The organism is Rhodanobacter denitrificans (assembly GCF_000230695.2).
GTDB lineage: Bacteria > Pseudomonadota > Gammaproteobacteria > Xanthomonadales > Rhodanobacteraceae > Rhodanobacter > Rhodanobacter denitrificans.
Genome location: NC_020541.1, coordinates 3241431 through 3254693 on the forward strand (window position 1 = coordinate 3241431; position 13263 = coordinate 3254693).

At 67.9% G+C, this 13263-nt stretch carries 8 protein-coding genes; all 8 read left to right on the top strand.

Annotation, left to right across the window (positions count from 1 at the left end; genetic code table 11):
- Positions 1-17: 17 nt before the first annotated feature.
- The 8 genes from R2APBS1_RS15055 (at position 18) to R2APBS1_RS15090 (ending at position 13189) form a co-directional block, all read left to right on the top strand.
- Positions 18-2267 carry a glycoside hydrolase family 31 protein gene (locus R2APBS1_RS15055; protein ID WP_041676802.1) on the top strand — a complete coding sequence of 750 codons (2250 nt, stop codon included), beginning with the start codon at positions 18-20 and terminating at the stop codon, positions 2265-2267.
- An 88-nt stretch (positions 2268-2355) separates the two neighbouring features.
- A complete protein-coding gene (locus R2APBS1_RS15060; RefSeq protein WP_015448587.1) occupies positions 2356-4383 on the top strand; it encodes a glycoside hydrolase family 13 protein in 2028 nt (675 codons plus the stop codon).
- Between the two features lie 163 nt (positions 4384-4546).
- Positions 4547-6103, top strand: a complete 1557-nt coding sequence (locus R2APBS1_RS15065; RefSeq protein WP_015448588.1) for a GH39 family glycosyl hydrolase — start codon at positions 4547-4549, stop codon at positions 6101-6103.
- Between the two features lie 246 nt (positions 6104-6349).
- Positions 6350-8569 (top strand): alpha-L-rhamnosidase-related protein, encoded by a 2220-nt coding sequence (locus R2APBS1_RS15070; RefSeq protein ID WP_015448589.1) that lies wholly within the window; start codon positions 6350-6352, stop codon positions 8567-8569.
- Positions 8566-10059: an MFS transporter gene (locus R2APBS1_RS15075; protein WP_015448590.1), complete on the top strand. Its 1494-nt coding sequence runs from the start codon at positions 8566-8568 to the stop codon at positions 10057-10059. The genes R2APBS1_RS15070 and R2APBS1_RS15075 overlap by 4 nt, the downstream gene beginning before the upstream one ends.
- A 124-nt stretch (positions 10060-10183) precedes the next feature.
- Positions 10184-11860, top strand: coding sequence for an alpha-amylase family glycosyl hydrolase (locus R2APBS1_RS15080; protein WP_015448591.1), 1677 nt, complete (start codon positions 10184-10186; stop codon positions 11858-11860).
- A gap of 418 nt (positions 11861-12278) precedes the next feature.
- Entirely contained in the window at positions 12279-12845 is a 567-nt protein-coding gene (locus R2APBS1_RS15085; protein WP_015448592.1) for a GNAT family N-acetyltransferase, read from the top strand.
- Complete coding sequence (locus R2APBS1_RS15090; protein WP_007511530.1) at positions 12842-13189, top strand: GFA family protein; 348 nt, start codon at positions 12842-12844, stop codon at positions 13187-13189. The genes R2APBS1_RS15085 and R2APBS1_RS15090 overlap by 4 nt, the downstream gene beginning before the upstream one ends.
- Positions 13190-13263: the final 74 nt, after the last annotated feature.

Below are 13263 nucleotides of genomic sequence, written 5' to 3' on the forward strand. Positions count from 1 at the left end.
CTTCACCGGCACCGCTCATGGATACGACTGTCAGGCACGGCATCAGCATCGACACCCAGGGCGGCCAGCTCATCGTGCGCTTCGTCGCGCCCGGCATCGTGCACGTGCAGCACCCGCACGCCGCCGCGGCGCCCGCGCTGGTGCTCGACCCCGCCGCCCGCCCGGGCACCTTCGATGCCCGGCGCAGCGACGACGGCGCGAACGGGCCGGTGCTCGCCAGCGAGCGCGGCTCGGTGCGCAGGGACCGGCAGCAGCGCCAGCTGCGGATCGACGACGCGCAGCAGCGGCCACTGCTGCAGATTGACCTCGACGCCGCACCATCCGGCGCACTGAACCTGCGCCACGACCCGCGCGACGCGCTGTACGGCATCGGCGGCTACAACGCCACCGAAGATGCCTCGGCCGGCATGCTGCGCAACGGCAAGCAAGTGGCCATGTCTGGCGAGCAGGGCCACGCCGGCGCGCCGTTCGTGTGGAGCAGCGCCGGCTACGGCGTGCTGCTGGACAGCGACGGCGCCAGCTTCACCCTGGCGCCGGGCACCATCAGCGCCGTCGACGCCGCGCGCCGGCAGGCCGACTACTACATCCTGCTCGGCACGCCCGCGCAGATCTTCGCCGAGCTGGCCCAACTCAGCGGCCGCAGCCCGCTGTTCCCGAAGTGGGCGATGGGCTTCACCAACAGCCAGTGGGGCATCGACCAGCAGGAACTGCTGCAGATCGTCGACACCTACCGCGCCAAACACATTCCGCTCGACAACATCACGCTGGACTTCGACTGGAAGGCGTGGGGCGAGGACGACTACGGCGAGTTCCGCTGGAACCCGGCCAAGTTCCCCGACGGCCCCAGCGGCGCCCTGAAGAAGCAGATGGACGCCCGCGGCATCCGCCTGACCGGCATCATGAAGCCGCGCATCCACCTCGACACGGTGGAGGGACGCTACGCCAGCGCGCACGGTTTCTGGGTGCCGGACGAGAAGGTCAGCGACGACTACTTCTCGCACAAACCGGTGCAGGACATCGACTTCGACCTCCCCGCCGCGCGCCGCTGGTTCGGCGAACTGGCGATCAAGTACGGCTACGACCACGGCATCGCCGGCTGGTGGAACGACGAGGCGGACACCGTCGGCAGCGATACCGAGTTCATGAACATGCAGCGCGCGCTGTACGACAGCCAGCGCGCCGTCTCGAACCTGCGCGTGTGGTCGATCAACCGCAACTTCTGGCTGGGCTCGCAGCGCTACGCCTACGGCCTGTGGTCCGGCGACATCCCCACCGGCTTCGCCAGCATGGCCGGCCAGCGCGCGCGCATGCTCAGCGCGATCAACGTGGGCGCGATGCAATGGGGCATGGACGGCGGCGGTTTCAAGGACGGCACGCCGACGCCGGAAAACTACGCGCGCTGGATCCAGTTCGGCGCGTTCACGCCGATCTTCCGCGTGCACGGCGAGCTGGGCCAGAAGCGCCAGCCGTGGGTATACGGCCCGGTTGCTGAAAAAGCCGCAACCGATGCGATCCGCCTGCGCTACGCGCTGGTCCCGTACATCTACAGCTACGAGCACGCACGCCGCGCCACCGGCGTCGGCCTGGTGCGCCCGCTGCTGTTCGACTGGCCGCACGACCCGAAGCTGCGCAACGACGTCGACAGCTGGCTGTTCGGCGACTGGCTGCTGGCCTCGCCGGTGGTGGTCGAGGGCCAGACCGCCAAGGACATCTATCTTCCCGCCGGGCGCTGGACCGACTGGTTCAGCGGCAAGACGTACGACGGCGGCCAGACCATCCGTCTGGCCATCGACAGCAAGACGTGGAGCGATATCCCGCTGTTCGTCCGCGAGGGCGCGATCATCCCCACCCGCCCCGATCCGGTGGACTACGTGGGCGAACGGCCGCTGACCCGGCTCGACGTCGACGTGTTCCCCGCCGCGCAGCGCAGCACCTTCGACTACTACGACGACGACGGCGCCAGCTACGACTACGAGCGCGGCGCGTACTTCCTGCAGCCGCTGTCGGTGCAGCGCCAGGGCGCCACGGTGCAGTTGAACATCGGCAAGGCGAGCGGCAGCTTCAAGCCGGCGCTGCGCTTCTACCTGTTGAAGATCCACGGCGGCGCGGTCGCCCGCGTCAGCGGCAAGCTGAAGTCGTTCCCGGACCTGGAGGCGCTGCAGCAGTCCGGCGGCGAAGGCTGGGCGAGCGGCCGCGACCGCTACGGCGAGGTCACCTGGGTGCGGGTGACGGCAGGGCGCGCCACGCGGGTCACGCTCGCCATGTAGGCGGCGAAGCGCCCTGGTTTCCTGAAAGCGCAAGAACCCCGGCTTGCCTGCGGCAGGCCGGTTCCATCCACCTGCGGAGGGGCGTTCGATGGGCAATCAAGGCAAGGCAACACACGGCTCGGTATCCACCCTGGCATGCGCGCTCGCTGCGGCGCTGACGCTCTATGCACTGCCGGCCATCCATGACCAGGCACGCGCCGCCAGCAACGACAACAACGTGGAATGGAATGGCCTGTTCCACGACCAGGGCCCGCTCTACGACAACCACGTCGAGCCGACCGCCGCGCAGGCGGTCACGCTGACCCTGCGCACCTTCAAGGGCGACATCAGCAGCGCCAACATCAAGTACTACGACAGCGCCGACGGCGCGTTCCACTGGGTGGCGATGAGTTGGTCGGCGAACGACGCCACCGGCAATTTCGATTTCTGGAAAGGCACCATCCCGGCCAGCGCCTCGAAGAAGTACTACCGCTTCCAGATCAACGACGGCAGCGCGACGGCCTGGCTCAACGCCGCGGGTACGACCTCCGCCGAGCCGTCCTCCGGCGACTTCTTCATCCTCCCGGGCTTCACCACCCCGGCATGGATGAAGAACGGCGTGATGTACCAGATCTTCCCGGACCGCTTCTACAACGGCGACGCCGGCAACGACGTGGGCAACGGCCAGTACACCTACGCCGGCTGCGCCACCGAGAAGCATGCCTGGGGGTCGAGCGTGGTGGCCAACGTCAGCGGCTGCAACACCGCCGTGTTCTTCGGCGGCGACCTGGCCGGCATCGACCAGAAGCTGGGCTACATCAAGAACACGGTCGGCGCCGACATCGTCTACCTCAACCCGGTGTTCCTCTCGCCGAGCAACCACAAGTACGACACCGAGGATTACATGACGGTGGACCCGGCGTTCGGCAGCAACGCCACGCTGCAGACGCTGAGCGCGGACCTCCACTCGACCGCCAACGGGCCGAAGGGCTACCTGGTGCTCGACGGCGTGTTCAACCACACCGGCGACACCCACAAGTGGTTCGACCGCTACAACTGGTGGACCGGCCTCACCGGCGCCTACGAGTCGCAGTCCAGCCCGACCTACGGCTACTACACCTTCCAGAGCTGGCCGAACACGTATTCCGCGTTCTTCGGCTTCTCGTCCATGCCCAAACTGGACTACGGTGCCAGCGGCTCGGCGGTGCGCAACGCAATCTACGGCGGTACCGGCTCGGTAGTGCAGACCTGGCTGAAGTCGCCTTATTCGATCGACGGCTGGCGCCTCGATGCGGCGCAGTACCTCGACGCCGGCGGCGGCAACGGCAGCGATACCGCCAACCACCAGATCATGGCCGAGCTGCGCAGCGCGGTGAAGTCGGTCAACGCCAACGCCGACATCCTCGGCGAGTTCTGGGGCAACGCCGGCCCGTGGACCGCCGGCGGCGACCAGTGGGACGGCGCAATGAACTACGACGGCTTCACCCAGCCGGTGTCGGAGTGGATCACCGGCCGGGACTACGGCGGCAATGCGGCGAGCATCCCGGTCTCGCAGTTCGACAGCTGGCTGCACGGCACCCGCGCGAATTACCCGACCAACGTGCAGCAGGCGATGAGCAACTTCCTCTCCAGCCACGACATCAGCCGCTTCGGCAACCGCGCCGGCGGCGACATCTGGAAGACCTACCTGGCGCTGTTCTTCCAGATGACCTACGTCGGCACGCCGACCATCTACTACGGCGACGAGTACGGCATGCAAGGCGGCGCCGACCCGGACAACCGCCGCACGTTCGACTGGAGCGTGGGCACCGCGACCAACAGCGCGGTGGCGCTGACCAAGAAACTGGTCGCGATCCGCAACGCCTACCCGGCGCTGCGCACCGGCTCGTTCATGACCCTGCTCACCAACGACACCAGCAAGCTGTACGCCTACGGCCGCTTCGACGCGAGCAACCGCATCGCGGTGGCGCTCAACAACGACTCGGTGACGCACACGGTAACGGTACCGGTGTGGCAGCTGAGCATGACCAACGGCAGCACGGTCACCGAGCTGATCTCGGGCACCCACTACACCGTGCAGAACGGCCAGATCAGCGTGGCGGTGAACGGCCACTACGGGGCGATTCTGGCGCAGTGAAGGCGGCCCACGGCGGCGCCGCGCGTTTGCCGCGCCGCCGCTGGACGCCGCCGCTCGCGTGTAGGACACTGCCGCACGATGTAAACGTTTACATCCTGACGGTTGCGGGCTTGGCCCGCTTCCCCGCCCCGCGCCATCCAGGCGTCGAACAGGACCCCCCGCCATGACTCTTTCCGCCTCGCTTCGCCAGCTGGCCCTGGGCCTTTGCGCAGCCGCCCTGCTGCTCGCCGGCACGGCGGTCGCGGCGCCGCCCGCCACGACCGCCGTCAGCCTGCACGTCGACGCCCGCGCGCAAGGCACGCCGTTCCCGCATTTCTGGGAACAGATGCTGGGCTCCGGCCGCGCCGCGCTGGCGCTGCGCGACGACTACCGCAAGGACCTGGACGCCGTGCACCAGGCCACCGGCGTCGGCTACATCCGCTTCCACGGCATCCTCGACCACGACGTGGGCCTGGTGCAGCGCGACGCGCAAGGCAGGATCTCCTACAACTTCTCCTACGTCGACCAGATCTACGACGGCCTGCTCGAGCACGGCTTCAAGCCGTTCGTCGAACTCGGCTTCATGCCGCCGGAGTTGACTTCCGACCCCGCCGCGCTGCACCCGTTCTGGTACCACCCGAACGTCGCGCCGCCGAAGGACTATACCGAGTGGGACGCGATGATCGGCGCATTGGCCAAACACCTGGTCGAGCGCTACGGCATCGACGAGGTGGCCAGCTGGTACTTCGAGGTGTGGAACGAGCCGAACATCGGTTTCTGGACCGGCCAGCCGGCGCAGGCGAGCTACTTCACCCTGTACGACCACACCGCGCGCGCGCTGAAGGCGGTCAGCCCGCGCCTGCGTGTGGGCGGCCCGGCCACCGCGCAGGCGGCGTGGGCCGGCGACTTCCTCGCCCACGCGCACAAGAGCAAGGTGCCGGTCGATTTCGTCAGCAGCCACGTCTACGGCGACGACACCGCCGACAACGTGTTCCACAGCGACGAGAAGATCCCGCGCGCCGACATGGTCTGCCGCGCGGTGGACAAGGTGCACCGGGAAATCGCCGCCTCGCCCTACCCGCACCTGCCGCTGATCTTCAGCGAGTACAACGCCAGCTACGCCAACCTGCCGAACGTCACCGACACCGTGTTCATGGGGCCGTGGCTGGCCAACACCATCCGCCAGTGCGCGGGCAAGGTCGAGGCGATGAGCTACTGGTCGTTCTCCGACGTGTTCGAGGAACAGGGCATCGTGCGCAACCCGTTCTACGGCGGTTTCGGCCTGATCGCCGCCAACCGCATCACCAAACCCGCGTTCAACGCGTTCGCGCTCCTGCACAAGCTGGGCGAGCGGCAGCTGGCGACCAAGTCCGATTCCGCCCTGGTCACCCGCCGCGGCGACGGCACGCTGGTGATCGCACTGTGGAACTACGCCCCGCCCGTCGGCGACACCGCCAGCTACACCCCGGGCAAACCCGCCGGCACGCCGAAGCGCTTCGACGTCGCCGTGAAGCACCTGCCCGCCGCCGCCCGCGCCACGGTCTGGCGCGTGGACGAAACCCACGGCAACGCCGTCGCCGCGTTCGACCGCATGGGCCGCCCCGACTCCCCCAGCCGCGCGCAGATCGCCCAACTGCGCGCAGCCGGCGCGCTGGCCGCGCCGGAGACGATGGATGTGCACAGCGGCAAGCTCGCGATCGACGTGCCGGTGCAAGGACTGGTGGTGATCGAGTTGCGCTGAGGCCCGCGGGACGCCCGGGGGCGCGGCCCGGCCGCCGCGCGCCCGCACGCACCGCCCTTCCGCGCGGCGCATGAATACGTATGCATGGGCTGGTTGCTGCAGTGCGACGCTATCTACCATGCGTTGGCAACCCGCACGAACCGCCCGACCGCAGCCGCGGGCGGCGTGCCGGCGCGACACCACAGCTGCAGGAGGGGACATGCCGATCGAGCACATCACCCAGCACGGGCCACGTACGGCACGCGCATGTTGAGCATCGCCCTGGCCGCCGCGCTGGCAGCGGGCGCAGTGGCGCCGGACTGGCACGACGGACTGGACTGGCACGGCGTGCACGTCGCCATCAGCCGCGACGCGCAGCAGGGTTACACGCTGGCGTGGCCCTACGGCCAGCGCACGATCGCGGCGCAGCCGCTCGCCACGCAAACCGCCAGCCCGCTGTTCGACGGCCTGTTCGCGATGGCGCAGGACGACCTGAAGCAGGATTCGGTCAGCGCGATCCGCGACGGCGCGTTCGACCACGGCCAGCCGATCCCCTGCCAGTGTTTCGAGACCGGCCTGAAGTGGCCGTACGTGTGGACGCGCGACCTGTCCTACGCGATCGACCTGGGCCTGTGGCGCTTCGACCCCGCGCGCTCGCGCAACGGGCTGAAGTTCAAGCTGTCCGGCGTGCGCGTTGCGTCCGCGCCGCAGGGCCCGGCTCCCAAACGGCTTTACCCGATGCAGGACACCGGCTCCGGCGGCAGCTGGCCGATCAGCACCGACCGCGTGGTGTGGTTCCTCGGCGCGCGCCACCTGCTCGACGACCAGGCCTTTGCCGACGACGTCTACCGCGCGCTCGACGCCACCCTGGCGCAGGATCGCCAGTACGCGTTCGACGCCGGCTTCGGCCTGTACCGCGGCGAGACCTCGTTCCTCGACTGGCGCGAACAGAGCTACCCCGCGTGGACGGCGGACGAGGTGACCTTCATCGCGCAGTCCTACGCGCTGTCCACCAACGTGCTGCATTACCAGGCGCTGCAGCTGGCCGCGAACCTGGCCGACACCCACCATGACGCGAAAGCCGCCGCCGGCTACCGCGCCGACGCGGCGGCGCTGAAGGCAGCGATCAACGCGCACTTCTGGCGCGCCGAGCGCGGCATGTACATGAGCTACCTCAGCGGCGACGGCACACCGTACGACAGCTACGACCTGCTCGGCATCGCGCTGGCGATCGACAGCGGCGTGGCCGGCGGCGAACGCGCGAAGCAGGCGCTGGCGAACTACCCAACGTGGCCCGCGGGCAGCCCGGTGATCTGGCCCGAGCGTGCCGACCAGCCGATCTATCACAACCGCGCGATCTGGCCGTTCGTCAGCGCCTACGCGCTGCGCGCCGCGCGCCTTACCGAACAACCCGCGCGCATCGCGCACGAGATCGAGTCGGTGCTGCGCGGCGCCGCGCTGTATGGCTCCAACATGGAGAACTACGAGCTGCTGACCCAGGGCCAGCACGTGGACGAAGGCAAACTCAGCGGCCCGGTGGTGAATTCACCCCGCCAGCTGTGGTCGGTGGCGGCGGCGCTGGCGGTGGTCACCGAAGGCGTGTTCGGCCTGAACGAGGACGGCAGCGTTGAGCCGAAGCTGCCGACCGCGCTGGTGCCGATGCTGTTCGGCCAGCGCCGCACGATCACGCTCGACCTGCACGAGCGGCAGATCACCTTGCAGTTGCCGGAGAAAATCAGCGGCAACCTGCTGGTCGCCGACCGCACCCGCACGCAAGGTACGGCGACCACGGTGACGCTGAAGGCGGTACAGGTGCCCGATGCACCGCTCCGCACCGACGCGCCGCTGTACGCGCCGCTCGCCCCCGCCGCGCCGGTCGTCCAAGCCGCCGGCAATGGCTGGCGGGTCAGCGCAGAGGGCAAGGTGCGGCTCTATCTCAACGGCCGCGCGCATGGCGATATCGACGGCACTGCGACGCTGCCGCGGCAACCGGGCCTGACCTGCTTCAGCGCCACGCGGGTGGACGCGCACGGACTGGAATCGCTGCACAGTCCCGACACCTGCGTGGGCGAAACGGCGAAGGTCAACGGCAGCTGGCCGCGCAGGTGGACCGCGCCCGCTACCGGCCGCTACCGCGTCGCGCTGGACTACGCCAACGATCACGGCCCGATCAACACCGGCATCACCGCCGCGGTGAAGATGCTGGAGGTCAGCTGCGCCGGCAGCGACCCGCAGCGCCTGCCGATCGTGATGCCACACAGCGTGCGTGCGCAGCGCTCCACCTGGGGCACGTTCACCGCGCAAGCCGGCAGCGCCTGCCGCTTCGCCCTCGACGACGGATTCAACATGAGCTACCTCGCCCACTTCGCCCATTACACCGCCAACAATGGCAGCGGCGGCAATGGCGGCAGCAGCGGCCCGTTGAACCAGGCCGAGGTGCACGCGCTGCTGATCGCTCCGCTCGCCGCCGACCGGGGCACGCCATGAAGGACGGCAGGGTCTCGCGCGCCAAACCCGAGCTGTCGTTCTGGCAGATCTGGCACATGTGCTTCGGCTTCCTCGGCATCCAGTTCGGCTTCGCGCTGCAGAACGCGAACGTCAGCCGCATCTTCCAGACGCTGGGCGCGAACGTGGACCAGATCCCGGTGCTGTGGATCGCCGCGCCGCTCACCGGGCTGATCGTGCAGCCGGTGATCGGCTACTTCTCCGACCGCACCTGGAACCGCTTCGGTCGCCGCCGGCCGTACTTCTTCGCCGGGGCGGTGCTGGCCACGCTGGCGCTGCTGGCGATGCCTAACTCGCCCACGCTGTGGATCGCCGCCGGCCTGCTGTGGATCATGGACGCCTCGTTCAACGTGTCGATGGAGCCGTTCCGCGCCTTCGTCGGCGACCAGCTGCCGCCACGCCAGCGCCCGCTGGGCTACGCGATGCAGAGCGTCTTCATCGGCGTGGGCGCGGTGGTCGCCTCGTTCCTGCCCTACCTGCTCACCCACTTCGGCGTGGCCAACACGGCGCCGCCAGGCGAGGTGCCGCACTCGGTGAAGTACGCCTTCTACGCCGGCGCGTTCGTGCTGCTGGGCGCCATGCTGTGGACCATCCTCGGCACCCGCGAATACCCGCCGGAGCAGCTGGTAGCGTTTTCCGACAACCGCATCGAGGAGGCGCCCGGCAGCGTCGCCGGCGCGTGGAAGATCGGCGCGCTGTTCCTGCTGTTGGGGCTGGTATTGCTGGGCCTGATCGGGAAGTTCGCGCTGGAGAAGGAGCTGTACCTGCTGGCCGGCGGCCTGGCGGTGTTCGGCGCGCTGTTCGTGTGGCTCAGCCAGACCCGCAGCGACGGTGCGCTGCGCCACATCATGGGCGACCTGCACGGCATGCCGCTGCCGATGCGCCGGCTGAACTGGGTGCAGTTCTTCTCGTGGTTCGCGATGTTCGCCATGTGGATCAACACCACGCCGGCGGTGGCCGGGCACTTCTACGGCAGCACCGATACCACCTCGGTGGCCTACAACGAAGGTGCCAACTGGGCCGGCGTGCTGATGGGCACCTACAACGGCGTGGGCGTGCTGGCGGCCATCGCCATTCCGCTGCTGGCGCGCGCCTGCGGGCTGCGCTGGAGCCACCTCATCAACCTGTGGCTGGGCGGGCTGGGCCTGCTCTCGTTCCTGGTCATCCGCGACCCGCACTGGCTGATCGTGTCCATGGTGGGCGTGGGCTTTGCCTGGGCCTCGATCCTCTCGCTGCCCTACGCGATGCTGTCGGACAACCTGCCGGCGGCGAAGATGGGCGTGTACATGGGCATCTTCAATTTCTTCATCGTGATCCCGCAGCTGCTGGCCGCCAGCGTGCTGGGCGTGCTGCTGAAACTGTTCTTCCACAACCAGCCGATCTGGGCGCTGGGCCTGGGCGGCGCCAGCCTGCTCGTCGCCGGTCTGTGCACGCTGCGCGTAGCCGAACCTACCGCCCCCTCGTCACCGTAGGAGCCCGCTCGCGGGCGATGCTCTTGCTCCGGCGAAGCCAATCCCGTCTCCGCAGCATCGCCCGCGAGCGGGCTCCCACCTTCAAATGTGCGTGTCGCAGACAAGCACTGACCGGAAAAACACGATGACAAAGAACCTCATTACAGGTCTGGCATTGGCCCTGGTCGCGGGCCTGGCCCAGGCTGCCACGCCGCCCGAGTTCGTCGGCACCGACGCGCCGTTCGCGTCCAACGCGATCTACTTCGTGATGACCGACCGCTTCGTCAACGGCGACCCGTCGAACGACCACCGCGACCAGGGCGGCACGCACCGCACCTTCGACATCCCGGTACCCGGCGCGCCGAAGGGCGAGAGCGCGAACATCGGTTATCTCGGTGGCGACTTCAAGGGCGTGCTGGACAACGCCGGCTACATCCGCGGCATGGGCTTCGGCGCGGTGTGGATCACCCCGATCGTGGACAACCCCGACCAGGCGTTCACCGGCGGCGACCCGGTCAGCTGGGGCTCGAAGTTCACCGACCGCGGCAAGACCGGCTTCCACGGCTACTGGGGCGTCAACTTCTACAAGCTCGACGAACACCTGCCCAGCAAGAATCTCGACTTCCGCCAGTTCACCGCGGCGATGCACCAGGCGGGACTGAAGGTGGTGCAGGATATCGTGGCCAACCACGGCTCGCCCGCGTTCAGCATGCCGGTGCGCCAGCCGCAGTACGGCCAGATCTTCGACAAGGACGGCAAGCTGGTCGCCGACCAGCAGAACCTGCCGCCGTACCGGCTCGACCCCGCACGCAACCCGCTGCACCGCTTCTACCACGCCTACGACGATCTGGTGCAGCTGTCCAACAACGACGACCAGAACCCGGCCGTGCTCGACTACTTCGTGGGCGCCTACGACCAGTGGATCGGCGAGGGCGCCGATGCCTTCCGCATCGACACCATCAGCCACATGTCCACCACGTTCTGGCAGCAGTTCAGCGCGCGCATCCGCGCGAAGCACCCCGGCTTCTTCATGTTCGGCGAGGCGTTCGACTACAGCCCGGACAACATCGGCCAGTACACCTGGCCCGAGAACGGCGCCATCAGCCTGCTCGACTTCCCGCTGCGCGGGCGCGTCGCCGAGGTGTTCGAGCATCCCGGCAGCGACTACGCGCAGCTGCTCGACCGCCTCTACCTCACCAACGGGCCGTACCAGAATCCGTACGAGCTGGTCACCTTCTACGACAACCACGACATGGCGCGCCTGAACGCCAGCGACGCCGGCTTCATCGACGCCAACAATTTCCTGTTCACCGCGCGCGGCATTCCCGCCATCTACTACGGCTCCGAGACCGGCTTCGAACGCGGCAAGGCCGAACACCAGGGCAACCGCAACTACTACGGCCAGCAGCGCATCGTCGCCGCGCCGAAAAGCCCGATCTACCAGCACCTCAAGCGCATCGCCCAGCTGCGCGAGAAGACCCCGGCGCTGCAGCGCGGCCTGATGCTGCCGCTGCGCTTCGCCGGCAACCAGGCCGCGTTCTACCGCGTGTACCAGCAGGGCGGCACGCACCAGATCGCGCTGGTGCTTTTGAACAAGGGCGATGCGACCGCATCATTCGACGTCAGTGACTACCTGCAGCCAGGCCGCTGGACACCGGCGCTTGGCGGCACCGCGATCGACGTGGCCGAAGGGGGCCGCCTGCACGCCAGCGTTCCCGCGCACGACGTGCAGGTCTATCTGCTCGATGCAGCGGCGAAGCGTGCGGACTTGGTGGCGGAGTTGACGCGGTTGATGCAGGAGCGTGGGCATCCGGAGCATTGAGACCGGCGCCTGTCCTGCGAAACGCGGCGATAAAGATAGCGCCTCGTTCTGTGCGATATGCAACGCAGCCGCGCCCCCTGCTCGTGCCGGCGACCAGACAAAGTGTTGACTACACTCGTCCCTCTTCTTGACGGTCAACTGCTCTACGACAGATCAGCTGTGCATATGTCCAGATGCGCTGGCACCTTTTCTAGTTGCCGGAATGATCGCGGCAATGACTTGGCTTTTGGTGTCACTCGTGGTGAGAATGTCGCCTGGATAGTTTCCACGGTTTGGCGGACACCCTGACCCGACGTTTCAGACGTGCCCCATGCCCAAGCCAGGCCCGCGAGCGACCACCCACTCCAAGGCTACCGTCATACGCCTGAGCCACTTGCTGGCTACGTCTACCAAGCATCCAGCGCCCCCGGAGGCCCCATTGCCCGTCATCCGAACCGCCGACCGCAGCGACGCAGGGCCGCTCTCGCGGCTTGCAGAGGCGACCTTCAGAAGTACCTTCGGCGCCGTGAACTCGCCGCAGGACATGGCACTCCACTGCCAGGTCAGCTACAGCGAGGCGATCCAGGCAGGCGAGATTGCCAACCCGGACATGCTTACCTTGCTGTGCGATGGCGACGAAGGGTTGGTCGGGTTTGCCCAACTGCGCTGGGATGGCACCCCGGATTGCGTTGCGGCCCAATCCCCGGGCGAGATCCAGCGGCTCTACGTCGCCGATGCGTGGCATGGCAAAGGCATCGCGCAGGGCCTCATGCACGCCTGCATCGAAGCATTGCAGGCACGCAACTCGGACGTGGCCTGGCTGGGCGTATGGGAACGCAACCCGCGGGCGATCGCGTTCTACCGGAAGTGCGGCTTCGTCGGGGTCGGCGACCACGTCTTTCCTTTGGGCAGCGATCCGCAGCGGGATATCGTCATGGCACGATCCATCGCAGGCCCATCGTCCAACATCGCACCACAACGCGGAACATCGGGAGAACGGCCATGAACTACAAAGGCAGCTGCCACTGCGGCAGGGTGGCGTTCGAGGTGGAAGGCGAGATCGGGGAGGCGCTGGCATGCAACTGCTCGATCTGCCAGCGCAAGGGTTCGCTGCTCTGGTTCGTCCCGCGCGAGAAGTTCCACCTGCTCACGCCCGAGGACGCGGCGAGCAGCTACATGTTCAACAAGCACGCCATCAAGCACCGGTTCTGCCCGGTCTGCGGCATGCATCCGTACGGCGAAGGCACCGATCCGAAGGGCAACGCGATGGCTGCGATCAACATCCGCTGCATCGAGGGCATCGAGCTTTCGGCCATCCCGGTCCGGCACTACGATGGCCGCGCGCTGTGAAACGCGGGCCGGCCGTTGCTGCCACGAAGCGGCCGGCGGCCCATCCATGAACGCCACGCACCACGCAACGAGGT

What these genes read in the sequence shown, in the direction of transcription:
- R2APBS1_RS15055 (WP_041676802.1), top strand. Translation starts at nt 18, where the DNA reads ATGGATACGACTGTCAGGCACGGCATCAGCATCGACACCCAGGGCGGC.
- R2APBS1_RS15060 (WP_015448587.1), top strand. Translation starts at nt 2,356, where the DNA reads ATGGGCAATCAAGGCAAGGCAACACACGGCTCGGTATCCACCCTGGCA.
- R2APBS1_RS15065 (WP_015448588.1), top strand. Translation starts at nt 4,547, where the DNA reads ATGACTCTTTCCGCCTCGCTTCGCCAGCTGGCCCTGGGCCTTTGCGCA.
- R2APBS1_RS15070 (WP_015448589.1), top strand. Translation starts at nt 6,350, where the DNA reads ATGTTGAGCATCGCCCTGGCCGCCGCGCTGGCAGCGGGCGCAGTGGCG.
- R2APBS1_RS15075 (WP_015448590.1), top strand. Translation starts at nt 8,566, where the DNA reads ATGAAGGACGGCAGGGTCTCGCGCGCCAAACCCGAGCTGTCGTTCTGG.
- R2APBS1_RS15080 (WP_015448591.1), top strand. Translation starts at nt 10,184, where the DNA reads ATGACAAAGAACCTCATTACAGGTCTGGCATTGGCCCTGGTCGCGGGC.
- R2APBS1_RS15090 (WP_007511530.1), top strand. Translation starts at nt 12,842, where the DNA reads ATGAACTACAAAGGCAGCTGCCACTGCGGCAGGGTGGCGTTCGAGGTG.